Origin of the sequence: Parascardovia denticolens DSM 10105 = JCM 12538 (genome assembly GCF_001042675.1) — a bacterium.
GTDB classification, from domain to species: Bacteria; Actinomycetota; Actinomycetes; order Actinomycetales; family Bifidobacteriaceae; genus Scardovia; species Scardovia denticolens.
This window is the reverse complement of sequence record NZ_AP012333.1, coordinates 41,416-65,560: the sequence shown is the minus strand read 5'-3', so window position 1 is coordinate 65,560 and position 24,145 is coordinate 41,416. Positions and strand designations below refer to the sequence as shown.

Genomic DNA, 24,145 nt, shown 5'->3' with positions numbered 1-24,145 from the left:
AGCTAGGGGGGAAATCAGCTTTCGCTGTCTTCCGAACCGTCGTCGGCTCCTTCCGAGCTCGTCCCCTGGCCTTGGGCCCCGAAGCCGTCGTTGAAGGCGCCGCTGAGGGAATTGGCCAGATCCAAGGCTTTCATGTCTTCATCGGCCTCTGGACGATAATCCTCGGTGCTGACCTTGGCCAAATCCGTCCTGACCGGAGGGACGTCGCCCGTGTCGGCCTTGTGTTTCTCGGCCTTCCGGGTGAGGATCTCCTCCAAAGTGATCGGCTTCTTGGTCTTGCGCAAAGCCACGTGTTTCAGGGGCGGAATGGCCTGGACCTTGACGAACAGAGGCTGGACTTCGATCCGGGGATTGAAGGAGGCCAGACCGAACCACTTGACCGGGTTGCCGGCCACATGGCGGATAGCGTACTTGAGCCTCAGGGAGACGGCCCCCTTGGTGTCGATCTTGGATTCAGGCATGAGGGCCTTATGGATGAGGACGTAAGAGATGGTCCCTAGGCTGGGATCGTTGTCCACCTTGGGATAGATGGTCTCCTGCGGAGGCAGGGTGCCGGAATCGATCAGCTCGTGCATGATCTGATGCAGGTAGGCGGACACGTTCTGGTTGACCTTGAAGCCCAGCCGCATGCGCATGCGGAAGACGAAACCGGTGCCGAAGTTCTCCACCGAGTATTCGCGGGTGTAAGGGTCGTCGGTCACCTGGACCGAAACAGCCCACCAGGCATGGGCCCGCTTGGGGTGGTCGCCGAAGATGGAGTAGAAAATGTCCGTATCCAGACGGCGCAGCTCCCCATCGGAGGTCAGGTAGACCAGGTTGTCGGAATACAGGGGGACCGACTTATCCTGATGGAGGATGTTCAAGGCCGGCAGGAAGTCCTCCGGGGCCATGTGCCGCCTTTGCGAGCGCTCCACCTTGGTCCCGGTGTCCCAGGTGTACATGATGGTGAAGATGGCCACGGTCAAAAGCATGGTGAACCAGCCGCCGGTCATGAATTTGGACAGGGAGGAGATGAAGAAGAGGATCTGGATGGCCAGGAAGATGATACCGAAGACGATGGCGGCCACCTTCCTCTTCTCGGCGAACCAGATGTAAGCCATCAGGAGGACCACGGTGGCGATCATGGTGATGGTCAGGGCCAGGCCGTAGGCGTTGGTGATATGCTCCGAATCCCTGAAGAGGAGGAGGACGGCGAGGGTCGCCACGCAAAGGACGAAGTTGATGGTGGGGATGTAGATCTGGCCGCGGGTCCGGGCCGGATAGCGCACTTGCAGATGGGGCATCCAGTTGAGGCCGGTCGCCTCGGAGACCATGGTGTAGGCGCCGGTGATGAGGGCCTGGGAGGCGATGACGCCGGCGGCTACGGATAGGATGACGGCCACGTACCGCAGGCTGGGATTGATGGTCTGGAAGAAGGGGTTGAGGTTGGGCTGGTTCCACAAGGCCTGGTTGTTCTGATTGCGAATCATCCAGGCGCCCTGGCCGAAGTAGTTGAGGACGATGCAGAGGAAGATGAAAGGCCAGGTGGCGTAGATGTTGCCCCGGCCCACATGGCCCATGTCGGAGTAGAGGGCTTCGGCGCCGGTGGTGGCCAGGAAGACGGTGCCCATGATGGCGACGCCGGCGCGGTTATTGCCATCCAAGTTCATGAGGAATTTCAAGCCATACCAGGGATTCAGAGCCTGGAAGATGGACCAGTCCTTGCCGATGGCGATGACCCCGACCACGGCCATGAAGGTGAACCAGAGGGCCACCACCATGCCGAAGACGCGGCCGATGCGTTCCGTTCCCTTGGATTGGAAGGCGAAGAGGATGACGATGATGACCACGGTGATGACCAAGGTCAGGTTGGGGCTTTCCTCGAAGATGCCGGATATGGCCGAAAGGGACCTGAGACCTTCAACGGCCGAGGAGATGGAGACGGCCGGGGTCAGGACGGAATCGGCCAGGAAGGCCGCCCCGCCGACCATGGCCGGAATCCATAACCATTTGGCGAAACGCTTGACCATGGAGTACAGGGCGAAGATGCCGCCTTCCCCGCGGTTATCGATCCGCATGGCGATGAGGACGTATTTGACGGTGGTGATCAGGGTCACCGACCAGAAGACCAAAGACAGGAGGCCGTAGACGGAGACGGCGTCCACATGCTTGAGCCCTCCCTGGCCGGACACGAACGATTGGGCCATGTAGAGGGGGGAAGTGCCGATGTCCCCATAGACCACGCCCATGGTGACGATGCACATGCCCAAAGACACTTTGTCGGGGGAGGATTGGATCTTCTGCCACCACCGACCCAAGGGGGTACGGGCCGTGTTCTTCTTCTTTTGAGCGGATTTGGCCGCTTCCTCTTTGGCCTTCCGCCTTTCCAGGATCTCCTCTTCCGGAATGGCCTCTTTGGAGACTTCCGGCCCGGTCACGATGTGTTCGGCCGGGATGATGGGCCCGGTCTCGTCCAAGGCGGCGGCCACTTCCGGGGATTTTGCCTCCTTGGAAGCGGGAGAGATCTTCTTCTTCCTGTCTCCGTCCGCAATCTGGTCGGATTCCTGTTTGGCGACGTTCCCGGCTGCCTTCTCGGCCGCTTCCTCTGCTGCCTTCTCGACCTGGTTGGTGTCTTGGACCAACTGTCTGAGGCCGGCATGGGGATCTTCGTGCATACTTCCTGACTCGTCGTTCACACCACTTGCCACAGTGGATCCTTTCTCGTCATTACTATGTATCGCGTTCGCATTCAAGTCTTATTCCGTGTCCACTCTCATGGGCATGGGCAGTGCAACGTGCAAGCTTATCACCACAGACACACAAAAAGGGGAGGAAGGGCCCGATCCGTAGGGAAAATCCCGATCAGATCCCATACAGGCGATGGACGTTGGCCTCGATCCGTGAAGCCAGGATCCCGACCGGCAGGTCCAGCGTCTGCCCCATGGCTTGCAGGGTGTAAGGGATCAGGTAAGGGGCGTTGGTCCGGCCACGGTAAGGCATGGGGGTCAAATAGGGGGCGTCCGTCTCCACCAGGACATGGTCCAGGTCAATCGTTCTCAAAGCCTGGCGGATGGAGTCATTGCCCTTATAGGAAACGGTGCCGGAAAAGCTCAGATACCAACCCTTCTCCTTGGCCAGAGCGGCGATCTCAGGTCCGGCCGAGTAGGAGTGGAAAACAGTGCCTTGGGGGGCTCCGTCTTTGAGGAGGATATCGACCACGTCCTGATGGGCGTTCCGGTCATGAATCTGCAGGGGCAAGCCCAGTTCTTTGGCCAGGGCTATATGGTCGCGGAAGGCCTGCCGTTGGTAGTCGCGGGCCTGTTCGCCTGTGCGGAAATAATCCAGGCCGGTCTCGCCGACGACCACCACCTGCCGGGGATGGGCTTTCGCCAGTTTTCCCACCTGGGCCAGGGCCTCATCAAAAAGGACCTCGTGCCAAGGCTTATACGCCAGTTCCAGACCGTCCGGCCCAACAGCCCCTCGATGCCCATGCAGAACGGCCTCGTTGGGATGGATGGCGATGCCGGCCCAGACCTGACCGGGATGAGCCAAGGCCAGGTCGATGGCGTCCTGCAGGTGAGGCAGCTCGCAGCCCACGTCAATGATCCGCGTGACGCCGACGGCCGCTGCCTGATCCAAAATCTGGTCGGGATCATAAACCGGGACCGGCTCCATCCCCCGCTCTCGGGCCTGCCGGTCCATTTCGGCCGCGAAACCCTCCACAGAGATGATATGAGTATGGCCGTCCGTCACCGGGCAAGGCAAAGCTGGCGGAGCCGGAGCCCACGACCGATCCCTGTGCTTTTTCTTCGACATCCTTGCCTTTCACCCGTTCAGTCTTGGTAATAAACCATGCCCATGGCCTGACGGACTTCATCTAATGTCTGGTTCGCGATCTGATTGGCCTTGCGATTGCCTTCGCGCAGAACGTCCCGTACATAATCCATGTCCTGAGCCAGCTCAGCCCGGCGCTGCCGGTGGGGGGCCAGGAAATCGTTGACGGACTCGGTCACATACTTCTTGAGGGCGCCGGACCCGGAATCGCCGATCTCTTCGGCGATCTCGGCTGGATCGCGACCGGTGACCAGGCCAGCCGTGGTCAGCAAGGCGGACACCTGGGGACGGTTGGCCGGATCGAAGGTGATGCGACGCACGGAATCGGTTGGACTCTTCTTGATCAGCTTGGCCGTCTCTTCGACCGTGGCCGACAACATGATGGAATTGCCGTAGGATTTGCTCATCTTGCGCCCGTCCAGGCCGGGGATTTCTGACGCTTCCGACAAAATGGCCGTGGGCTCCACGAAAACGGGGCTCTTCCTGGCATACCGTTCGTTGAAACGGCGGGCGATGGTGCGGGTGATTTCCACATGCGGCAGATTGTCCTTGCCGATGGGGACCACGTTGGCCTTGCAGAAGAGGATGTCGCAGGCCTGATGCACGGGGTAGGTGAGCAAGAGCCCGGTCAGGGCGTGGCCGGAAGCCTCGGCTTCGGATTTGACGGTGGGGTTGCGTAAAAGCTCGGCTTCCGTGACTAGGGAAAGGAAGGGGAGCATGAGCTGGTTCTCCGCGGGGATGGCGGAATGGGTGAAAATCATGGTCTTGCTGGGGTCGATTCCCGCGGCCATGTAGTCCAGAATCAGGTTGAGCACGTTGTCTTCCATGTGGTCGGTCGTATCTCGGTCGGTGATCACCTGATAGTCGGCCACGATGATATTGGTATGCACGCCCAAGTTCTGCAGGCGGACCCGCTCCTGCAGGGAGCCGAAAAGGTGCCCCAGGTGAAGACGGCCGGTGGGCCTGTCCCCGGTCAGCATGGTGAACTTGTCCGGATGGGCGTCAAGCTTTTCCACAGTGGCATCCGACCGCTTCCTGGCGGCTTCGTAAGAGGCGCTGATCTCGTTGCCGGCAGCCGTCAGACGTTGCGATTCCTGATTGGTCATTCCATCCTCCTGTTGGCGCCGCGAGCGCCGCCGATCCCGGCTTTCCTGGTCACCCTACGCATAGGAACATCCCTCAGTATAGAGGAGGGACAGGCCAGGGGGAATGAGGAAAAGCAAGGGAAAGGACGGGGGGAGGGGATTCCCTTTGACCGCGAAACGGCCGTCCCGCCTTCCCTCAGGTGTGCTATCCTTGTTGGCGATGAAAGTATAGTCACGTATTGATCAGCGAGGAGCTTCTATGGGCCGCGGACGTCAGAAGGCAAAACAAACGAAGATGGCACGGAAGCTCAAATATATGAAGACGGATACGGACTATAACGAGCTCGAACGGGAGCTGGCTTCCCAGGAAGAGGAAAACCAGGACAACGATTCCCCTGATCCTGCGGACGATCGGCGGGACAGTCCTCTCGAGCCCGGGGAATCCAACGGTTTTAATGACCTCGAGCCCGCTTTTCAGGCCAAAGGACGGCGGGAAGACAAGCCCGAGGACCTGGACGATTACGCCGCCTGGGCGGCCGAGGCCGCCAAGAAGGCGGACCGGCAGGCGCTGAAGAAGCCGGTCCCCCATAAGCCGTTCCCCAAGATGCCTTTCCCCAGCGGGCTCAAGCCCAAGCCTGCCAAGTAAGCGCTGGCTCCGCAGGCGCTGAGCCCGAACCTGGACCTGGGCCAGGAGCCGGACTCAGACGTCGTAGCGCCAATTGCGGTCGGTGAGGATACGGGCCACCGCCAAGCCGATGGGCAGGCAGACCACCACCAGTAAAGACCGGAAGATCCAATTGAGGGCGTCCACCGAATTGAACTGTCCCAGATAATAGACGGCCTGATACATATAGAGGCCAGGAACCATGATCACGATGGAAGGGACGGTCAGACATATCCGGGGGAAGCCGTGCAAGGCCTTGATTTTCCCATGCCGGACGGCTATGCGCCACAGGCTGGCCAGGAGGCCGGCCAGCAAGGCGCCAAAGAAGGCGGCGGCCTCGATGGGGACGTTCCAGAAATCGATGATCTCCAGGCGGAAAGTGTCCGCCACGGCCCCTATCAGGGCGGCCACGCAGGCCATGCGTTGGGGGGAGTTGAAGAGGACGGAGAATCCCCAGACCCCGCCGAAGGCCGTGAGCAGCCTGAGGAAGAACTCGATCCAGGGATTCGCTAAGGCCGTCCTCACCCAAGGAAGCATGACGGAGGTATCGAAGGAGCCGGCCGGCTTCAGGTGGACGATGTCGGCCACAGCCCAGGCGGCCAGAGTCGCCGCCATGATGATGGCCAGGAAGTAGACGATTCTCTGGATGCCGGAGGAGATGTCGAGTTTGGCGATGTCAAGGCCGCCCGTGATCAGGGGGAAGCCTGGGACAACGAAAAGGATGGCCCCGATGTAGGCCGTGTCGTGCAGGCGGGCGGGAGGATAGGCGAAGCCGATCGCCCACAGGGTGCCGATGGATAAGAAAGCCGCCACCACCACGGCGACGGCGGTCACGAAGAACTGGTTGGTGTGTTTGCCCAGGAATTTGGAGCGGATGAACTGGCCGCAGCCGGCGCCGACGAAGGCGGCGATCATGTCGATGAGGCCTCCCCCCAAAAGGAAGGTGAAGGAGGCGCAGGAGACGGCCGCGGCCAAGACCTGCATGCCGATCTTGTACAGCTTGTGCCGGTATTCGATGGCGTCCAGGCGTTCATGCGCCTGTCGGACGGTCACCCCCGAGGCCGAGCCGGCGCCGGTCTGACCTGCAGACCCAGCCTGGCCTATGGCATCGGTCTGGCCCGCGGCCTCGGGCGGGGAAGGGAGCGTTTGGCCGTCCGCATCCCCGATGACGTCGGGGAAGGGGGCGACGGCTGACTTTTTCTCATTAGGCAGGGAGCCGATCACCTGGCTGGACGGGTGGGTGTCCCGATGGTAGGAGCCGCCCCGGCCCAAATTGACGCAAAGCCAGTCAGTGAAATGCTCCATGAGCCAGATCCGCTCGGTGTTCACGCCCACGGTCGGCAGGTCCACTACCTCGGTGACCCGGTTGGCCCCATCGGAGCAGGATGCCTCGATATCAGTCAGGTTCACATCGGAACGGACGTAAATCCCCAAAGAGGTGGCGATCCGGTCCATCATCTCCCGCACCCGGAAGCTCCCCGTCCCCGACGACAGGTCCAGGGCCCCGGCCCGGACGATCACGCTGGCTTTGGCGGCCAGATTGGCCTGGGCCAAAGGCTCGTCCAGATCCTCCAGGACATCGTCCATGTCCAAGGGGATGGAGTGGCTATGGAAACGGCGATTGTCCAAAGTCTCCCGTTCATGGATGCTTTCTGGGGAATACTTGGTCTCGTACCGGTGAAGTTTGCTCTGAAAATCCTGAAAAGCCACGCCTTCATTCTTGCCCTTCTGGCAGACAGGTGCTGACAGGGCTGGCTGCGGCCCCTGGAGCTTCCCCGTCCCTTGCCTGTGCCATCGTGGGAGACAGCCCGCCTATCCCCAAGGAGCCTCATGACCAGCCAGGATTTCGACACCGCCGCCACCAGCCGCCAGCTCTGGTCTTTGGCCTTGCCCACTTTCGGGCAACTGGTGGCCGAACCGGCTTTCGTCCTCATCGACACGGCCATCGTTGGTCATATCTCCACAGCCGCTTTGGCCGGCCTGTCCGTCGGGTCCACCATCATCCTCACCGCCGTCGGCCTCTGCAACTTCCTGGCTTACTCGACCACCGCCCACGTGGCCAAACTCATGGGAGCCGGGAAAGAGAAGGAGGGCTTGCGGTCCGGGGTGGATGGCACTTGGCTGGCTTTGGCCATCGGCCTGGTCCTCTCCCTGCTGCTTTTCCTTTTCGCCCAGCCGCTCTGCTCCGCGATCGGGGCCAAAGGGGAGGCCCTGGGCCAAGCGGTGCTTTATACCAAGGCCGTGGTCCTGGGGGCTCCCGGCATGCTCATGGTCTATGCGGTCAACGGGATTTTCCGCGGGATGCAGGAGGCTTCCATCACCCTGTGGGCGGCCGTTTTCGGCGCCGGCCTGAACACCATCCTGGATTTCGCCTTCATCTACGGAGCCCATATGGGGATTCTGGGTTCGGGACTGGCCACCTGTCTGGCCCAGTGGGCCATGAGCCTGGTCCTGGCCATCCCGGCCTTCCTCAAGGCCAGGTCCCAGCAGGTCAGCCTCCTCCCCTCCCGCCAAGGCCTGGCCCGGAACGCTTTTCAAGGCCTCCCCCTTTTCGCCCGCACCCTGGCCCTGCGCATGGCCATGGTGGCGACGGTGGTGGCCGCCGCTTCCATGGGCACCCAGGTTTTGGCTTCCTATCAGGCGGTCAATTCCGCCTGGAATTTCGCCCTTAATACGCTGGATTCGGTGGCCATCGCCGGTCAGGCCCTGGTCGGCACCGCTTTAGGGGCGAAAGACGTGGGCGAGACCAGGTTCCTGACGAAGCTCATCGCACGGTCGGGGGCGCTTTCAGGCCTGGCGGTCGGGCTGGTTTTCGCCTGCCTGGGCCTCTGGGGGGCCGGCCTGTTTTCGCCTCAGGCTCCGGTGCAAGCCTTGATTTCCCTATCCATGATCATCGTCGCCTTCTTCTTTCCCCTGCAAGGGTGGATGTGGGCTTTGGACGGGATCCTGATCGGGGCCGGAGATTTCACCTATCTGGCCGGGGCCTGCGCCGCTGCGGCCGGAGCCCATGTCGTGGCCTTGATCGCCCTGGCCCGGGCCCTATCCTTCTGGCGGGTGGATTCGGCCGGAATCAAAGTGGCCGCCTTATGGCTGACCTTCAACATCGTCCTCATGGGTCTGAGGGCCGTGGCCAACGGAAAAAGGGCGACCACGGACACCTGGATCCGCGCCGCCCTGGAAAGTCAGGAGTAGGTCAGTCCTCGTCACCGATGATGCCGTCCACGAAGGATTCGGGATCGAAGGGGGCCAGGTCATCAGGGCCTTCGCCCAGGCCTACCAGTTTGACCGGCACGCCCAGAGCCTGTTGGACGGAGATGACGATGCCGCCGCGGGCGGACCCGTCCAGCTTGGTCAGGACCACGCCGGTGATGCCGATAGCCTCGGCGAAGACCCGGGCCTGTTCCATTCCGTTCTGACCGGTGGTGGCGTCCAGGACCAGGAGGACCTCATCCACGGGCAAGGTCTTTTCCGTCACCCGACGGATTTTGCCCAGTTCGTCCATCAGGTTGGCCTTGTTCTGCAGGCGGCCGGCCGTATCGATGATGAGCACGTCAGCCTTGGCTTCCTGGGCCTTTTGAGCCGCTTCGAAGGCGACGGAGGCTGGGTCGGCCCCCTCCTTGTCGGACCTGACGACGGGGACGCCCACCCGGCTGCCCCAGGTCTCCAGCTGGTCGGCCGCGGCGGCACGGAAGGTATCGGCGGCCCCCAAGACCACGGATTTGCCTTCGGCCACGAAGAGCCGAGCCAGTTTGCCCGACGTGGTGGTCTTGCCGGACCCGTTGACCCCCACCATGATGATGGCCGAGGTCTTGCCGACTGATTCCGGCCGCTCGGCTGCCAAAGACCGGTCCATGCCGGGGTCGACCAGATCCAGAAGCTTGGCCCGGAGCATGTCGTGCACGGCCTGAGGGTCCTTGCTCCCCTGGACGCGGGCATCGGTCCGCAGCTGGGAGACCAGGCGTTCGCTGGCCTCGGCCCCCACATCAACCAGAAGGAGGGTGTCTTCCACATCCTCCCAGTCGGATTCGTTCAGGTTGTCTTGGGAAAGGATGGAGAAGAGGGCCTTGCCGAAGGGGTTGGAAGACCGGGCCAGCTTGGCACGCAGCCGGACCAGGCGGGATTGGGGGGCTTCCGGGGTCTCGGTGGCTGCGGCCGGGGCCACCGCTTCTCCCTCGGCCTTCTCTTTTTCGGCGGAAGCGGCCTCTTCCTCGTGACTGGGCCCCTCTTCACCGCCAGCTGGAGCCGGGGCCGGAGCGGCCGAAACGGCCGGCGGGGTTTGCCTCTTGCCTTTGCCCGACCTCTTCACGGCCAGGACGATGAGTCCGGCCACCACGAGGGCGAGAAGGACGGCCAGGCAGATCCACACGATGGTTGTTGTATTCATGATCGCATCCCTTTCCTATCCACGGTGCGATTTCCTCTTGCACGCTGATTTCGACGGCTCTTGCGCTCTTCTTTCACATTTTTCATATCCGCCCCCGCGGGGGCTTCCGGCTTCGGACGAATAGCCTGTTACTCCCAGCCTAGTTCTTCCCCGCCTGTCTTTTCAAGGTCGGCCGTCATCATCCAGGCGGATGACCCGGTCGAAGGTGCTGGAGAACTCCTCCGAGTCCCCGGACTCTTCCGCCCCCGGGGTCGGAGCCGGGCCTTGATCCGGGGATTGCTGGGCTGGCTGAGGCGCGGGTTGGACGGTTCTGACGGAGACGGCGGTCGACCCTTTGCCCAAGTAGACCGGGGATTCCATGGTGGATTCGGGGGAGGTCCGCTCCCTTTCCTCCATGGCCCTTTCGCGGACTCCCGGTCGGGGGGCGAAAGACATGGGTTGCCCGGCCAGTCTTCCCACCTGGGGCTTGCCTTCGTCGTCATCCGGACCCGACACGTGTTCCACTGTGCCGATTCCGGAGAAAAGCCCGCTTTTCTTCGACTCACGTTGGGCCTGCCAGAAGACATAGCCCAAGACGGCAAGGACCACGACCACCCAGAAAACGACAATGCCGACGCCGATTAAGTTCATACTTGGTAGTCTATCCAAATCCCTCTAATTCCCAGGGCCCATAGGTTCACGGGGAGCCGGGGCCATCCGCCTACATGACCCCGCTGGAGGCGCCGATGTCCATCAGCCATTGGCGGATGTCGTTGCATTCATCCAAGGAGACGGCATGGTCCAAGCCGCTGTATTCCTTCACTTTCAGGAAGGTGTTCTCTTCCAGGAAGGCGGACAAGGCCGATGATTCGAAACGAGCGACCAGGTCATCGGCCAAACCGTAACCATAGAAGACGGCCGGGGCCCGTTGGGTCAGCTCCTTATCCCCCGGATGGGTGTGGGGGACCGAACCCGGGGCCAGGAAGCCGGACAGGCAGACGGCGGCCGAGTAGCGGGCTGGGTTGAGCCGCAAGAGATGGACGGCCAGGGCCCCTCCCTGGGAGAAGCCAAAGGGGATCACTTCGCGTTCCGGCGGTATGGATTCCTCCACCCACTGGTCCACGGCCCGGGCGGCCTGGTAAATGTCTCGGTCCAAGTCCTCCCCCTGGGGGACGGATTCGTGGTACCAGCTGAAAGCCCCGGTCTGGAAGGCCTGGGGGAGGCCGGGCTTTGATCCGTAAGCGGGATCATCGGCGAAGGGGTTGTCGGACGGATCCAGCAGGGTCAGAGGGGCCCTTAAAGAGACGAAATCGCTGAAAGGGGAGACGTAGGAAGAGAAGAAATCGGCTATGTCCCCTTCGTTGGACCCCCATCCATGCAGGAGGATGAAAAGGGGGCGGCGAGGGTTGTTCATCCCCCGGCCGCGCGACCATTGAGCTTCCTCCACCCGCACAGGGTCCCCATAATGGCCGGAAACGACCGACGACGGTCGCCCGGGCTCGATATCCTCAAAACTCGTCATAGTTCAAGGATAGCAGCCCGCCCGGTGGATAAAAAGGGATGATGGGGAAGGCGAAAAAGCCAGATGCCAGGGCTTGACCGTGCGCTTGGTTAAACTTGTCAGCAAGAAGTCCGCCTTATCCGCGGGTAGTTCATACCAGGGAGGATTCATGCTTCTGAGCGATCGCGACATCAAAAAGGCCCATGACAGCGGCCGCATCTCTTTGACGCCTTGGACCGACAGCATGGTCCAGCCGGCCTCGATCGACGTCAGGCTGGACCGATTCTTCCGCATCTTCAACAGCCATAGGTATACCTATGTGGATCCGGCCGAAAACCAAGGGGACCTGACCGAGCAGTTCGAGGTGGATCCGGACGAGCCATGGATCCTCCACCCGGGCGAGTTCATCCTGGGGTCGACCTGGGAATACGTGAAACTGGACTCCTCCATAGCCGCCCGCTTGGAAGGGAAATCCTCCTTGGGCCGACTGGGCATCCTCACCCATTCGACGGCCGGGTTCGTGGATCCCGGCTTCGAAGGCCATATCACCCTGGAACTCTCCAACGTGAGCACCCTGCCGGTCAAACTGTGGCCGGGCATGAAGATCGGCCAGATGTGCTTCTTCGACCTCTCCTCCCCGGCCGAGCACCCCTACGGCACGTCCGAGAACGGCTCCCACTACCAGGGCCAGCGGGGGCCGACCCCCTCCCGTTCCTACGAGAACTTCTACAAGGCGGACGTCAGCCGGTAAAGCCGGCCGGTCCGCGCCGAAGCCCGGCCGTTCGCCAATCCTGACGGCAGGCTCGACCATCAATCAACCCCCTCCATCCAAAAGAAGGCTTCCATGACTTTGCGGGTCCCTTACAACGATTACTTCTCCCAGCACGATTCCAGCAACCATCCCGTGCGTACCACCGTTCCCCTGATCTTCATGATCGCGGGTATGATCCTCTTCCTGGCCGATTCCCTCTTCATCGCGACCGGGGCGGCCTCGGGCATGGATCACAGCGTAGTCACCCTCATGGCCTCTTTGAGGACCGGGGCCATGGTGGCCGTCTCCCGCTTGTTCACCACGATTGGTTCCACCGTGGCGACCGTCATCATCGTCATTCTGGCGGCGGCCGCCTTCTGGCTGACCAAACACCAGGTCCAGGCCTACCTCTTGGTCGGATCCATCATCGGTTCCGCCATCATCACCTGGATCATCAAGCATCTGGTCCATCGCGCCCGGCCTGCCGCGACCTACCAGGTGGGGACGGTCGAAGACCCCTATTCCTTCCCTTCCGGCCATTCGGTCAATTCCACGGTCCTCTACGGAACCTTGGCCATCATCGTCCTTTACTCGGCCCTGACCGCCACGCAACGCATCTGGGCCACCGTCCTGTGCGTTCTCATGCCCCTCTTCGTCGGCCTAAGCCGTATCGTCCTTTGCCAGCATTGGACCACCGATGTCTTGGCCGGGTGGATCCTGGGCATCTTCTGGCTGGGAATCGTGGGTCTGGCCGCCAAATATCTGCTGGGGCCCCTCAAGGATAAGAGGCAGGAGGCCCTGGAGACCGAGGACGAACAGGGACATCAGAGCAAAGGGCAGAGCCACCAGGAGCGCCGGCGGCCCCGGGTCGCCTCTTCCCACCGCTGACGGCTCCACCCTTCCGCGACTCCGCAGGGCCGCATGCCTACGGACCCACGGGCCTACGGTTCTATGGCCCCGGCCCAGGTCTCTCGACCCCTGAGATCCGACTTATGGGCTCTGGCCTTTCTTTCATGGCCTTTCGTCCACCGGAACACACCGACCTCCAAACCGGTTCCCCCGGTCCTACAATGAGGGAAAACGCTCTTTGGAGGAGGTCCCATGGGCAAGCCATCCCGTCCGTCTTCATCCCATCCCTTTGCGTCCCATCCCTTGAATGGAAGGAAAATTCTGCAGTCCGCCCTGCTGGCCGGCCTGGCCGCGGGAGCCGGAGCCGGAGCCATCGTCGCCGTCAAATCCCTCCTCTTCCCCCATCGCACTTACGAACAGGAGAAAGCCTACCTGGAATCCCTTCGTAGCAAAGGCGAAAAGCCTTATCGGGAGCCGGGCTTCCTCCAGCGCAACCCCCGGGTCACCGTCTACGATGACGGCAACGACCCTCGCACCGAAGGCATGGTCACCTACCGGATCGGCCCTGCCCAGTCGTCAGTCAGCTCCCTCGAAGAGAACCAGGGAGAGGAAGTGGAAGGGAATCGGGGAGAGGAAGCCGACAGCGGCCTGACCCTGCTGTATCTGCATGGGGGCACTTTCCTCAGCACCCTCTCCCCCCACCAGGCCCGCCTCCTTTTCCGCCTGACCCGCATGCTCAAGGGCCAGGCCCTGGTCCCCGAATTCCCCCGGATGCCTTTCCACACGGCCAAGGAAAGCCTCTCCTCTGTGACGGAGATCTACCGCCATTACCAGGCCGATCATCCCGATCGGGCCATCATCCTTCTGGCCGATAGCTCCGGCGCCGCCCTGGCCATGGGTTTGATGAGTATCTGGGCTAAGGAAGGCTTGCCTTTGCCGGCTTCCGTCGTCCTCATCTCCCCTTGGCTGGATCTGACCATGTCCCACCCCCAGGTCAAGGAATACGAGAGGAAAGACAAAACCCAATCAGCCCAAGCTCTCATCGCGGATGGGGAATGTTGGGCCGGGGATGACGACCCGGCCGACCCCCTGCTGAGCCCGTCCCTGGCTTCCGATGAGGATTTGGCCGCTCTGACGCCGGTGCATGATCTGACGATTTTCATCGGAGAGAACGACCTCTTCTACCCGGATGCGGCCTCTTACGCCCAACGGTGCGAGCAGGCCGGAATCACCACCCGCCTGTTCACCGAGGCCGGCATGCTCCACGATTACCCCTTCCTCCCCCTGCCGCAAGGCAGGCAGGCGGTCCGGCTCATGGCCGACATGCTTTCGGAGCTGGCCCGGTAGGCCCGAAGCCTCAGCGCATACAAGCCTCAGTACGTGTCAGTGCATATCAGCGCATATCTGTACATCAGTACATGTCTTTGCGGACCCGCCAGACCACGCGCGGCTCCAAGAGCCGGTGCCAACGGGGGTCGTCCGTCACTTTTTCGCCTGTGGTGATATCGACGATCATGTCCAAAAGCAGCCGGGTCACCTCTTCCAGGGGCTGATGCACGGAAGGGAAGGAATAGACCCGGGACAGGGCTGAATCATCGAAGCCGGTGACGACGATCATCCTCTGGATGGCATGTGGAAGGCTGATGATGTTGGTCCTGAGGATGTAGTCCCTCTCCACCGCCCGGGACAGGCCGATAAGGGCGCCGACGGCCAGGCTGTCGGAAGCGCAGACAATCGCGTCCGGGAAGGTGTCCGGGGTGTCATGCCGGCTGAAAAGCTCATAAGCGGCCTCGATACCAGCCTCAACCGACTCTTGGGTGCCGATGGACCAAGTATCCAGATCTTGGTCGCATCCGGCCAAATGGGATTCCAAGATGGCGTCGCGCCAGCCGGATTCCCGGTCGGTCGCGGTACCGGTGCCCGTATCCCAGCCGATGAAGCCGATGCGGCGGCGGCCTTGATCGATGAGCTTCCTGGTCACGCTTTTGATGCCGGCATACCCGTTCACGTCCACCCAAGGAATCCGGTCGGCTATCGGCTGGGGCAGGTCCCAAGGGCGGCCGAAGAGGACGAAGGGCTGACCGTTGTTCAGGAGCCATTGGGGCCGGTGGTCGTCGATTTCCAGCTCGTTCAGGACGACGGCGCCCACGTCGGACTGTTCGCGCAAAGCGGAGATATGGGCCAGCTCGCCTTCCTCGTCCTTGCGGGCGTAAAGGACGATCTGTTTGTCCAGCTCGTTGGCCCGTTCCGCCAGCAGGTGCAGGAAGGCGTCGAAGATAGGGGAAGGAGCCCGGTTCTCGCCCGTGGAGATGCCGATGGCGATGGTGTCCGAATGACCGGAACGCAAGCGGCGGGCAGAGGCGTTCGGCTTGTAGCCCAGCTCCCGGATGGCCTCTTGGATGCGGTCACGGGTATCAGCGGACACCACCTCGGGCGAATTGATGGCGTTCGAGACCGTCTGGTGAGACACTCCCGCCCTTTTAGCGACGTCCCTAATACTGACCATGACAGCTCCTCAACGATAAACGGCTCCCATCATACCAAGATGGACCTTAAACACCTCCCGTCATGGCGTGTTTTGCAAGACTTTGCAAAGAAAAGCCTAAGCCTGGGCCTTGCGTCCGAAGGCCCGCAGGACCAGCTTATACAGTTCCGAAGCAACCAGGACCCCCAGAGCCAGGCCCAGGGCCTCCAGCCACTGATGCCAGTGGAGAGGGGTGGTGCCGAAGGCGGTGTTGAGCGCGGGGATGTAGATGACGCATAGCTGCAGGACGATGGACAGGATGATGGCCCCCCAGAGCCATCCGTTGGAGAAGATCTTGCTGAAGGCGGATTTCACGGCCGACCGGGAGGCCAGGGAGTTGAAGAGCTGGGCGAAGACCAGGATGGTGAAGCCCATGGTCCGAGCCATGACCATCTGCTGGTCATGGCTGGCCTGGAGGGTCCCCGCCGCCTTCAAGGCGGAGGTGTCGGTGAAGATGCCGCCGGGAAGATAGAGGTCCATGCCGATCAAGGTGACGATGGCCATGACCAGGCCGATGAAAACGATGTCCCCCCACATGGGTCCGTCGACCACCCGGTCGCTGGTCTTGCGCGGTTTGCGGGCCATGACGTCATCGGTCTGGCCGTCCACCCCCATGGCCAGCGCCGGGGCGGCGTCGGTCAGGAGGTTGATCCATAACAGTTGGGTGGCCAAAAGAGGGACGACGACCCCTGAGGAATCATGGTTGGTGATGCCCAGGAAGCCGGCGAAGACCACCCCGAAGAAGACGGTGAAGACCTCGCCCACGTTCGAAGACAGGAGGTAACGCAGGAACTTGCGGATGTTGTCGAAGATGACCCGGCCTTCGCGCACGGCCTGCACGATGGTCGAGAAGTTGTCGTCCGCTAGGATCATCTTGGCCGATTCCTTGGTCACTTCCGTCCCGGTGATGCCCATGGCCACCCCGATGTCGGCGGCCTTGACGGCCGGGGCGTCGTTGACCCCGTCCCCGGTCATGGCCACGATGTTCCCCTGCCTTTGCAGGGATTCCACGATCCGCAGCTTGTGCTCCGGGGCGACCCGCGCGTAGACGGACACCTGGGAGACCGCCTGATCGAAGGCTTCCTGCCCCCGTTCGGTCAGTTGGTCCATCTGGTCCCCGGTCAGGGCCAAGGGGGCGGAGGAGAAATCCGAGGCCGGAGCCAAGGGGTTCTTTTCGGCGACCGGTTCGCCGGAGATGACGCCCAGGTCGGTGGCGATCCGGGAGGCGGTCAGCGGGTGGTCCCCGGTGATCATGATGGTGCGGATCCCGGCCCGGTGGGCCTCGGCTATGGAACCGGCGACTTCGGTGCGAGGGGGATCGATGATCCCCACCATTCCAGCCCAGATGTAGTCATGCTCCACGGCGTCGGCCTGTTGAGAGATGTCGGTCACACGACCGGAAGCGTCGGTGATGACCCCGTCCACATCCGACAAAGCCTTGACCCTCAAAGGACAGTAAGCCTGGCCCAGGGTCCGGTAGGCTTGGGAGGAAAGGTCCTCGACCTGGGCGAGGATGTCCTGCCGGTCCCCTTCCGTCAGGCGGCGGACGGCCCGACCAACCAGGATGGCGGAGCAATGGGCCAGGAGGACGTCGGGCGCCCCCTTGGCCACGGCCGACAGCTGGTTGTCGGAAGCCTTGTCCCGATAGATGACCGTCTGCATCTTGCGTTCGGAGGTGAAGGGGATCTCCCCCACGCGTTCGTAGCCCTGATACCCCTCCAAGGCCTTGACTTTGCGGGAGGCGACCAGAAGGGAGGCCTCCGTGGGGTCCCCAACGATCTCCCACTCCCCTTGCCTGTTCTGACGCAAGGCGGCGTTGTTGGCCAAGGCCCCGTCGGCCAGGGCGGAAAGGATTTCGTGATGCAGGTCCGTCCCTTCGACCACGGCGGATCCGTCCCCGGCCGCCAGCACGCCCACGGGGGTGTAGCCGGTGCCGGTCAGGGAGGCCTGGCCGGAAGCGGTGACGATGGTCTCCACCGTCATCTCGTTGCGGGTCAAGGTCCCGGTCTTGTCCGAACAGATGACCGAGGCGGACCCCAGGGTCTCCACCGAGCTCAGTTTCTTGACGATGGCGTGATGCTTGGCCATGCGTTGGACCCCCAGGGCCAGGACCACGGTCAGGATGGCTGCCAGGCCTTCGGGTACGGCGGCCACGGCCAAGGAGACGGCCAAGAGGAGGGAGTCGATGACGTCTTTGCCTGAATGGAAGCCTTCGATCAGCCACAGGGCCACCAGGACCACCACGGCGATGGCGATGACGGCCAGGCCCAGCATCTTGGTGACCGAGTTCATCTCCTTCTCCAAAGGAGTGGCTTCGCCATCCGATTGGGAAAGCATGTCGGCGATCTTGCCCACCTGGGTCTCCATGCCGGTGGAGGTGACGATGGCCCGGCCGGTCCCTTGGGTGACCGAGGTCCCATTGAAGATCATGTTGAGGCGGTCGCCCAGGGCCTTCACCTGGGAGAGGGTCTCCGGGTTCTTGGCGATGGGCAGGGATTCGCCGGTCAGAGAGGCTTCGGCCACGCGCAGGCTGGCGGCGGCGAAAAGCCGGCCATCAGCGGAGACCGTATCCCCTTCGCCCAGGACCAGGATGTCCCCCGGGACCAGGCTGGTGGTGTCGACCGTGACCACGCGACCATCCCGCAGGACGGTCGATTGGGGGGCCGTCATCTTTGCCAGGGCTTCCACCGATTGCTCCGCCCTGGCCTCCTGGATGTAGCCGAGGACGGCGTTGACGATGAGGATGAGCACGATGACGATGCAGTCGAAAGGAACGGGTTCGGCCGTGGCCGGGCTGGAGGATTTCTCCACGATCCAGGCGATGAAGGAGATGGCGGTCGCCGCCAGCAGGAGGTAGACCAGGGGGTCGCGGAATTGCTGGAGGAACTTCTTCCAAGCCGGATCCTTCGGAGCCGAAGCCAGTTCGTTGGGACCGAATTCCTCCAACCGTCGGGCCGCTTCCGTCGATGTCAGGCCGAAATTCCTATCGGTTTTCAGGGCTGTTTCCACTTGGTCTATCGAGCTGATGGAAGGATCCTGATCCATGGGCTTCTTCCTCTCGATCGACGCTTGGTCGCCTTGGGGGGTCTCTTCGATCAGGTCTTCATCACTGGGGATGACTGCCATTGTTGTCTCCTGGACGCGCCGCGGAGTAGTCAACGGGCGGGCGCCTGCCGGTCCGTTGCGCGGTTATGGACATAGTGGGACTGATTTTAATTCCCCTGATGGAGCGACGGGCGGATAAACTGATATTTTACCGGATTTTTACCGCATCCTTCCTGATGGATCTCTCCTGACGGAGTCCTTCCTACCGGAATCCTTTCTGACTGGTCATTCTTCACGGGATCATTCCAGGAAAAGTTCGGCCGGAAAGTCAGGCGACATCTGGATTGATAGGGATTCGGCGTCATGACCGGCGCCGTCCCGGGACAGGAGGAGGAAATCGAAAGGAGGCAGGCGGCCTTCGTCCCCTGAGGCAAGAAGGTCCTGGGGAGGGCAGGGGAACAAGGCGGTGGCCAGGCCATCGGCCCAGGCCGTGGGATACGGTTCGCGGCCGTCGACCAAGACCCAGCTGGCGGCGACGGTCGAAACCGGCAGCCCATCCATGGCGTCGAGGATGTGGTGCAGGCGGATCAGCTGGCCGTCGGCCGTCCTCGCCTGCCAATGGCGGCGACTGGGGGCGGAAGCGCACAAGGAGACCCCGTATTCCCTATCCAACCGGGCCAGCCCGATCGCCCGGTCGGCATCATCCGGGTCCTCCAGAGCCACTAAGACGGAAGAGCCCTTCCCCTCCCCCGCAGTCCAAACGGGGTCGGAATCCGGAGAAAAGCAGAGGTCCCCTCCCGCGTCCAGGCTGAAAGGCCCACAACACATCCCCTGTAGTTTCCGGGCCAAAAGATCCAGCAAATACCCCTTGCCGACCGCGCCGAAATCCAAATGGACCGGGCCGGTCAGCCTGAAACGGGTTCCCTCCCGCCTGATCCGGTCCCACCTGGTCCGCCGGGGCCGGCCGGCGGGGAGCTTCCCGACGAGCGGGTCCATGGACTCGAAGGAGACCGTATAACCTAGGGAGACAAGGTTTTCCCCCACGCACGGGTCGATGCGCCCCCAACTGGCGGCGAAAAGCCGGTCGTACAGGTCGAAGAGGGGGCGGCAATACTCCGGGAAGTCGAAGACCCCCGCCCGGGAGGCGACCTTTTGAGGGTCCGCCATGGCCGAGACCAGGGAATCGGGGCGAAAGCGGGAGAGGGCCTGTTCGAACTCCTCCACGAAAGCGCCCAAAGACTCGACTTGGGCCGTATTGAGGGGCTTCCGGCAGGTCAGGATGATTCCGGTCCCCAAGGCATGGGACCAGGAGTAGACCTGTCTTCCCATCTCCTGATTTCTTGGCTGCACTGAAGAGACTCCTTCCGCCCACGAGGCGAAACCGGAGGCCGGGGAAGCCCGGCCGATTCATCCCCATTATGCCATGGGATTCGTGGCCGGGGAAGCCTCGATTCTCTTCCTGCACCTTCCTTGGCTTTCTTCTTTGCGGGATTTCCCCGGAAAAAGTCTTTACAAACAGGCTTTTTTCCAGTAAGTTCAAAAGAACCGGCCCCTGATGGGCCATCGACCGGGGTTTGGGCCCGGGGAAGGAAAAACCGAGGACATCACAGAGGATTGACCGATGCGCGCACAGGGCACTGATAGCAGGAAACAGCTGATTTCCCGGGTCGGCTTGACCCTTTTTCGGCTGAGGGCTTTCTTCCTCATCCTCATCGCCCTTTTTCTTTCCTTCATCTCTTCTTCTCCTTCCGCCCCCTTCCTTGGCCCGCTGACCGCTTCCGCCCAGGCGGCCGAAGCCACCGACCACCCTTCTTGGGCGTCGGTCGTCTCCCTCATCTCCTCGGACCTGGACCAGGCGGCCAAAGCCTACCAAAAGCGGGATCCGGCCTCGGCCCAGGCGGCCGCCCAGAAGGCCTACAACGGGGACTACATGGGCTCGAACATGTCCCGGGCGGTCAAACAGGTCCAGGGTGGGACGGAAAGCGGCAGGCAGATCGGCTCCTTCACCGCCATCATCAATCTCACCTATCAGCCCACTGACGGCAAACGGTCCGCGGACTTGAAGGCCGCCATCAGCCGTTTGGAATCCAGCCTGACCTCATCCGCCTCGGCCTTGGACGCCGACCGGTCCCTAGGCTCCCCACGAGAGTATGGCAAGGCCCTGGAGGCCGCCACCCGGGCCGAACGCAAGAAGATCGAAGAGAAATCCACCATCAAAAACGAAGGCAAAGGAAGCAGGACCTGGTCCTCCATCGCCCAAGAGATGAACGCCCTCTTGGACAAAGCCTTCGACCAAACGATCCGTCAGGGCGACGGCGAAGCCGGGGCCGGCCTGGTCAACGACGCTTATTATAAATATTACGAAAAGCTCGGGTTCGAAAAAACCGTCATGAGCGTCATCTCCGGATCGCGGGTGTCGGCCGTGGAGTACCAGTTCAAACAGACCCGCAAAGACATGGTGGCCGGCAAAGGCCGGGCGGTCATCAGGAAAGACGTGGACGCCCTCAAATCCATGCTCTCCACCGACGCCGCCATCCTGGACAAAGGCGGGACCGGGGATCAGGGCAATCCGGTCGCCACTTTCTTCACCCGTTTCTTCTCTTCGGCTTTCGGGCAGGCCTTCATCATCCTGATCCGCGAAGGCCTAGAGGCCATCCTGGTCGTGGCCGCCATCATCGCCTACCTGGTCAAAGCCGGCCAGCGGAACAAGCTGGGCTGGATCTACCTGGGCATCGTCGCCGGCCTGGCCGCCTCCGCCCTGATGGCCGTCATCCTCAACCTGCTTTACGGGGCCTCCGGATCCAACCAGGAGCTGATCGAGGGGATCACTGCCCTCATCGCCATGGTCATGCTCCTTTACACCAGCAACTGGATGCTCAACAAATCGTCCACCAGCTCGTGGGACTCTTACATCAAACGCCAAACCAAACAAGGGATCACCTCGGGGAGCATCCTCTCCCTGGCTTCCTTGTCTTTCCTGGCCGTCTTCCGGGAGGGGGCCGAAACCGTCCTCTTCTACCAAGCCTTGGTCGGGATGGTCTCCAACGGGGATCATTCCGCCCTTTATGGCGGCGCCGGCCTGGCGACCGTCATCCTGGTCATCGTCTTCCTCCTCATCCGCTTCACTTCGGTCAAGATCCCCCTGCGGCCCTTCTTCGCCATCACTTCGACCCTGATGGCCGTCATGGTGGTCATCTTCGCCGGAGGCGGCCTGCATGAGCTCATCGAGGCGGACCTGGTCGACGGCCACTACCACGCTTCTTGGATCACCAACGACTTCCTGGGCATCTATCCTTATGCGGAAACGGTGGCCTTCCAAGTGGTCATGGGGGTCGTCGTCCTCCTGCTCATGGGTTTTTCGGTGGCCCAGCGCCGTTCCCGGGACCGACTGAAGGCGGCCGAGCGGCCAGCCGAAGGGCGAATCGGGAAATCGGGAAAAGCGCGCAGACATACGAAGAGCGGACCAAGCCGAAGAACCGGGCGAAGAAACATCCATACTCCATCCATAAACCCATCCACCAAAACAAAGAAATCATAAACAGAAACAAACGGAAAGGCATACAGGTACCATCATGATTCGATCCATCCAAGCAGGAAAAGCCCCCACCACCTTGAAACAGGCGGCCGCCGCCCTCTGCTCCGGCCTCCTGGTCTTCGCCTTGGCCGCCTGCGGATCCACCGGGGCATCAGGCTCGGGCTCCGCGGCCAGCGGGGAGCAGGGCCAATCCTCGTCCCAAGGCTCGTCCAACGGGGCCAAGGGCTTTGAAGAGTTCCCCATCGGGCACGACGTGGAAGTCGGCCCTTTGAACGTGGCCATGGTCTACTTCCAGCCGGTCGACATGAAACCGTCGGGAATGGGCCTGTCCGCGGCCGAAGCCTCCTTCCACCTGGAAGCGGACATCCACGCCTTGGCCGATAACAAGCTGGGCTATTCCAAAGGCGAGTTCGTCCCCGACCTGACCGTCCAGTATTCCATCGTCAGCAAAGACACCGGCAAGACGGCCGCCTCCGGCACTTTCATGCAGATGAACGCAGCCGACGGCCCCCACTACGGGGCCAATGTGAAACTGGACCAGGCCGGCCGTTACACCCTCACCCTGAGCATCCACTCCCCGGCCGAGAAAGGCTGGGCCTTGCATGTGGACAAGGAGACGGGGGTCAGCGGCGAGTTCTGGACGACCCCTTTGAAGGCGAGCTTCGATTGGAATTACACCCCTCACAAGTGGTGACAGCGGATAAGCGGTGATATCAGTGCTTCAACAATTCATCACGGCCCTGTCCGGCCTGTTGACCCCCTTCCTGCTTTTCATGGCCATGGATTCGGTCCTGGTCAGGGGGGAAGACAGGCGCTCCCGCTTACGGCGGCGGTGGCTCCTAGGTGGAGCCGGCCTGGGCCTGGGGGCGGCGGTGGTCTTCGCCATCCTCAGGTCAACGGCGGTGATCAGCCAGCAGACCGTCCTTCTGCAGCCGGCCCTGACCGTGGGCGTAACCGTCGACCTTCTCCTTCTGGTCTGCCTGATCCTGGTCCTGGCCAAAAGGGAAGGCGATTCCGCCCTCATGACCACCGCCACCGTTCTGGCCGCGGTCTGTCTGGCCGTGGACTTCTTCATCCACCTGCCCGATGTGATCATCCAGCTGACCAACTTCGTCGCCACCGGAGAGTCCGCCTTCACTTCCGCCATGCTCCTGCGGTCCTTGGGCTTCCTGACAGGGGTGGCCGGGGCCGGTCTCGTCGCATGGATCTTCTCCTCCACCCGCGGCAGCGTCAGCCCCCGTCTTTTCGCTTTGACCGCCCTGGTCTTCCTCCTTCTGCTGACCCTTCAGGACCTCACCTCCCTGGTCCAGATCCTGGTCAACACCGGCTCCCTCCTCCTGGGGGACGCGGCCTTCGTGACCCTGGCCTGGCTGATCAACCACCACCTGGCCCTGGTCCTGGCCCAGGTCTTCCTCTTCCTCCTGCCCGCTTCGGCGGCCCTGGTCGCCGGTTTCCGTCTGCCATCCAGCCGGATGCAAAGCCTGACTTGGCAGGCCCAGGCGGGGGATGCGGCAGCCGCCCGGATCGGCAGGAAATTCCGCCGCCACGCTTTTCTGGCCGCCGCCTGGTGCCTGGTGGCCTTGCTCTTCGTGGGGGTCAGCCTCACTTACGGGGTCTCCCTCACCCATCAGGAGGTGGTCCTGTCCGCTCCAGAAAAGTACCGGCAAAGCGAAGGCACAGCCATCATCCCCTACTCCCAGTTGGCCGACGGCCATCTTCACCGCTTCCAGTACAAGGCCAGCGACGGAACGGTCATGCGTTTCATCATCATCAAGAAGGCCGGCGGGGCCTACGGGGTGGGCCTGGATGCTTGCGAGAACTGCGGGGACGCCGGCTACTACGAGAAAGACGGCAAGATCATCTGCAAAAAGTGCGACGTGGCCATCAACCTGGCCACCATCGGTTTCAAAGGCGGATGCAACCCCATCCCCCTGCCTTACCAATCCCAAGGTGGCAAGATCACCATCAAGACCAGCGACCTGGACGCCCTTTCCAGCCACTTCAAGAACGCCTAA

The 24,145-nt window shown here is 62.2% G+C and carries 18 protein-coding genes; 8 read left to right on the top strand and 10 right to left on the bottom strand.

The genetic code is table 11. The features are described 5' to 3' along the window. Positions 1-14 precede the first annotated feature (14 nt). From PSDT_RS00280 to trpS, 3 genes are all read right to left on the bottom strand, one after another. Entirely contained in the window at positions 15-2,468 is a 2,454-nt protein-coding gene (locus PSDT_RS00280; protein ID WP_455565825.1) for a KUP/HAK/KT family potassium transporter, read from the bottom strand. A 373-nt stretch (positions 2,469-2,841) separates the two neighbouring features. After that, a complete protein-coding gene (locus tag PSDT_RS00275) occupies positions 2,842-3,795 on the bottom strand; it encodes a TatD family hydrolase (protein ID WP_006288406.1) in 954 nt (317 codons plus the stop codon). A gap of 17 nt (positions 3,796-3,812) precedes the next feature. Beyond that, a complete protein-coding gene (gene trpS / locus PSDT_RS00270; protein ID WP_006288407.1) occupies positions 3,813-4,919 on the bottom strand; it encodes a tryptophan--tRNA ligase in 1,107 nt (368 codons plus the stop codon). A 238-nt stretch (positions 4,920-5,157) separates the two neighbouring features. Between trpS and PSDT_RS00265 the strand changes: the two genes are divergently transcribed. Next, positions 5,158-5,544 carry a DUF3073 domain-containing protein gene (locus tag PSDT_RS00265; protein WP_006288408.1) on the top strand — a complete coding sequence of 129 codons (387 nt, stop codon included), beginning with the start codon at positions 5,158-5,160 and terminating at the stop codon, positions 5,542-5,544. 54 nt (positions 5,545-5,598) lie between these two features. On the opposite strand, the gene PSDT_RS00260 is transcribed toward PSDT_RS00265, so the two are convergent. Continuing rightward, a complete protein-coding gene (locus PSDT_RS00260; RefSeq protein ID WP_006288409.1) occupies positions 5,599-7,149 on the bottom strand; it encodes a threonine/serine exporter family protein in 1,551 nt (516 codons plus the stop codon). 243 nt (positions 7,150-7,392) lie between these two features. Here PSDT_RS00260 and PSDT_RS00255 point away from each other — a divergent pair, with 243 nt between their 5' ends. Next, a complete protein-coding gene (locus PSDT_RS00255) occupies positions 7,393-8,754 on the top strand; it encodes an MATE family efflux transporter (RefSeq protein ID WP_006290823.1) in 1,362 nt (453 codons plus the stop codon). A 1-nt stretch (position 8,755) separates the two neighbouring features. On the opposite strand, the gene ftsY is transcribed toward PSDT_RS00255, so the two are convergent. From ftsY to PSDT_RS00240, 3 genes are all read right to left on the bottom strand, one after another. Then, positions 8,756-9,946, bottom strand: a complete 1,191-nt coding sequence (gene ftsY, locus PSDT_RS00250) for a signal recognition particle-docking protein FtsY (RefSeq protein WP_006288411.1) — start codon at positions 9,944-9,946, stop codon at positions 8,756-8,758. 162 nt (positions 9,947-10,108) lie between these two features. Further along, a complete protein-coding gene (locus PSDT_RS00245; RefSeq protein ID WP_006288412.1) occupies positions 10,109-10,576 on the bottom strand; it encodes a hypothetical protein in 468 nt (155 codons plus the stop codon). A gap of 70 nt (positions 10,577-10,646) precedes the next feature. Beyond that, complete coding sequence (locus PSDT_RS00240; RefSeq protein WP_006288413.1) at positions 10,647-11,447, bottom strand: alpha/beta hydrolase; 801 nt, start codon at positions 11,445-11,447, stop codon at positions 10,647-10,649. Positions 11,448-11,595: 148 nt separating this feature from the next. On the opposite strand from PSDT_RS00240, the gene dcd reads away from it, so the two are divergent. The 3 genes from dcd (at position 11,596) to PSDT_RS00225 (ending at position 14,373) form a co-directional block, all read left to right on the top strand. Continuing rightward, positions 11,596-12,177, top strand: coding sequence for a dCTP deaminase (gene dcd, locus PSDT_RS00235; protein WP_006288414.1), 582 nt, complete (start codon positions 11,596-11,598; stop codon positions 12,175-12,177). A 93-nt stretch (positions 12,178-12,270) separates the two neighbouring features. Continuing rightward, the gene (locus PSDT_RS00230) at positions 12,271-13,065 is read left to right on the top strand and encodes a phosphatase PAP2 family protein (RefSeq protein WP_006288415.1); all 795 of its coding nucleotides are present in this window, start codon (positions 12,271-12,273) and stop codon (positions 13,063-13,065) included. A 213-nt stretch (positions 13,066-13,278) separates the two neighbouring features. Continuing rightward, entirely contained in the window at positions 13,279-14,373 is a 1,095-nt protein-coding gene (locus PSDT_RS00225) for an alpha/beta hydrolase fold domain-containing protein (protein WP_006288416.1), read from the top strand. 64 nt (positions 14,374-14,437) lie between these two features. On the opposite strand, the gene PSDT_RS00220 is transcribed toward PSDT_RS00225, so the two are convergent. The 3 genes from PSDT_RS00220 to PSDT_RS00210 all read right to left on the bottom strand — a co-directional run bounded on the left by PSDT_RS00220 (position 14,438) and on the right by PSDT_RS00210 (position 19,945). After that, a complete protein-coding gene (locus tag PSDT_RS00220) occupies positions 14,438-15,532 on the bottom strand; it encodes a LacI family DNA-binding transcriptional regulator (RefSeq protein WP_006288417.1) in 1,095 nt (364 codons plus the stop codon). A gap of 96 nt (positions 15,533-15,628) precedes the next feature. Beyond that, positions 15,629-18,676 carry a cation-translocating P-type ATPase gene (locus tag PSDT_RS00215; protein ID WP_006290827.1) on the bottom strand — a complete coding sequence of 1,016 codons (3,048 nt, stop codon included), beginning with the start codon at positions 18,674-18,676 and terminating at the stop codon, positions 15,629-15,631. Positions 18,677-18,895: 219 nt separating this feature from the next. Further along, complete coding sequence (locus PSDT_RS00210) at positions 18,896-19,945, bottom strand: FAD:protein FMN transferase (protein WP_006288419.1); 1,050 nt, start codon at positions 19,943-19,945, stop codon at positions 18,896-18,898. A gap of 271 nt (positions 19,946-20,216) precedes the next feature. Here PSDT_RS00210 and PSDT_RS00205 point away from each other — a divergent pair, with 271 nt between their 5' ends. From PSDT_RS00205 to PSDT_RS00195, 3 genes are read left to right on the top strand one after another with little or no spacing between them, the layout of a single operon-like run. Next, positions 20,217-22,133 carry an FTR1 family iron permease gene (locus PSDT_RS00205; protein ID WP_006290829.1) on the top strand — a complete coding sequence of 639 codons (1,917 nt, stop codon included), beginning with the start codon at positions 20,217-20,219 and terminating at the stop codon, positions 22,131-22,133. A 34-nt stretch (positions 22,134-22,167) separates the two neighbouring features. Beyond that, positions 22,168-22,824, top strand: a complete 657-nt coding sequence (locus tag PSDT_RS00200) for an iron transporter (RefSeq protein WP_006288421.1) — start codon at positions 22,168-22,170, stop codon at positions 22,822-22,824. Positions 22,825-22,846: 22 nt separating this feature from the next. Next, entirely contained in the window at positions 22,847-24,145 is a 1,299-nt protein-coding gene (locus PSDT_RS00195) for a DUF2318 domain-containing protein (RefSeq protein ID WP_006288422.1), read from the top strand.

Bases quoted from the DNA above. Each gene is read 5' to 3' on its own strand.
- PSDT_RS00205 (WP_006290829.1), top strand. From the start codon at position 20,217: ATGCGCGCACAGGGCACTGATAGCAGGAAACAGCTGATTTCCCGGGTC.
- PSDT_RS00245 (WP_006288412.1), bottom strand. From the start codon at position 10,576: ATGAACTTAATCGGCGTCGGCATTGTCGTTTTCTGGGTGGTCGTGGTC.
- PSDT_RS00275 (WP_006288406.1), bottom strand. From the start codon at position 3,795: ATGTCGAAGAAAAAGCACAGGGATCGGTCGTGGGCTCCGGCTCCGCCA.
- PSDT_RS00240 (WP_006288413.1), bottom strand. From the start codon at position 11,447: ATGACGAGTTTTGAGGATATCGAGCCCGGGCGACCGTCGTCGGTCGTT.
- PSDT_RS00265 (WP_006288408.1), top strand. From the start codon at position 5,158: ATGGGCCGCGGACGTCAGAAGGCAAAACAAACGAAGATGGCACGGAAG.
- PSDT_RS00255 (WP_006290823.1), top strand. From the start codon at position 7,393: ATGACCAGCCAGGATTTCGACACCGCCGCCACCAGCCGCCAGCTCTGG.
- trpS (WP_006288407.1), bottom strand. From the start codon at position 4,919: ATGACCAATCAGGAATCGCAACGTCTGACGGCTGCCGGCAACGAGATC.
- PSDT_RS00225 (WP_006288416.1), top strand. From the start codon at position 13,279: ATGGGCAAGCCATCCCGTCCGTCTTCATCCCATCCCTTTGCGTCCCAT.
- PSDT_RS00230 (WP_006288415.1), top strand. From the start codon at position 12,271: ATGACTTTGCGGGTCCCTTACAACGATTACTTCTCCCAGCACGATTCC.
- PSDT_RS00215 (WP_006290827.1), bottom strand. From the start codon at position 18,676: ATGGCAGTCATCCCCAGTGATGAAGACCTGATCGAAGAGACCCCCCAA.
- dcd (WP_006288414.1), top strand. From the start codon at position 11,596: ATGCTTCTGAGCGATCGCGACATCAAAAAGGCCCATGACAGCGGCCGC.
- PSDT_RS00200 (WP_006288421.1), top strand. From the start codon at position 22,168: ATGATTCGATCCATCCAAGCAGGAAAAGCCCCCACCACCTTGAAACAG.
- ftsY (WP_006288411.1), bottom strand. From the start codon at position 9,946: ATGAATACAACAACCATCGTGTGGATCTGCCTGGCCGTCCTTCTCGCC.
- PSDT_RS00260 (WP_006288409.1), bottom strand. From the start codon at position 7,149: ATGGACGATGTCCTGGAGGATCTGGACGAGCCTTTGGCCCAGGCCAAT.
- PSDT_RS00220 (WP_006288417.1), bottom strand. From the start codon at position 15,532: ATGGTCAGTATTAGGGACGTCGCTAAAAGGGCGGGAGTGTCTCACCAG.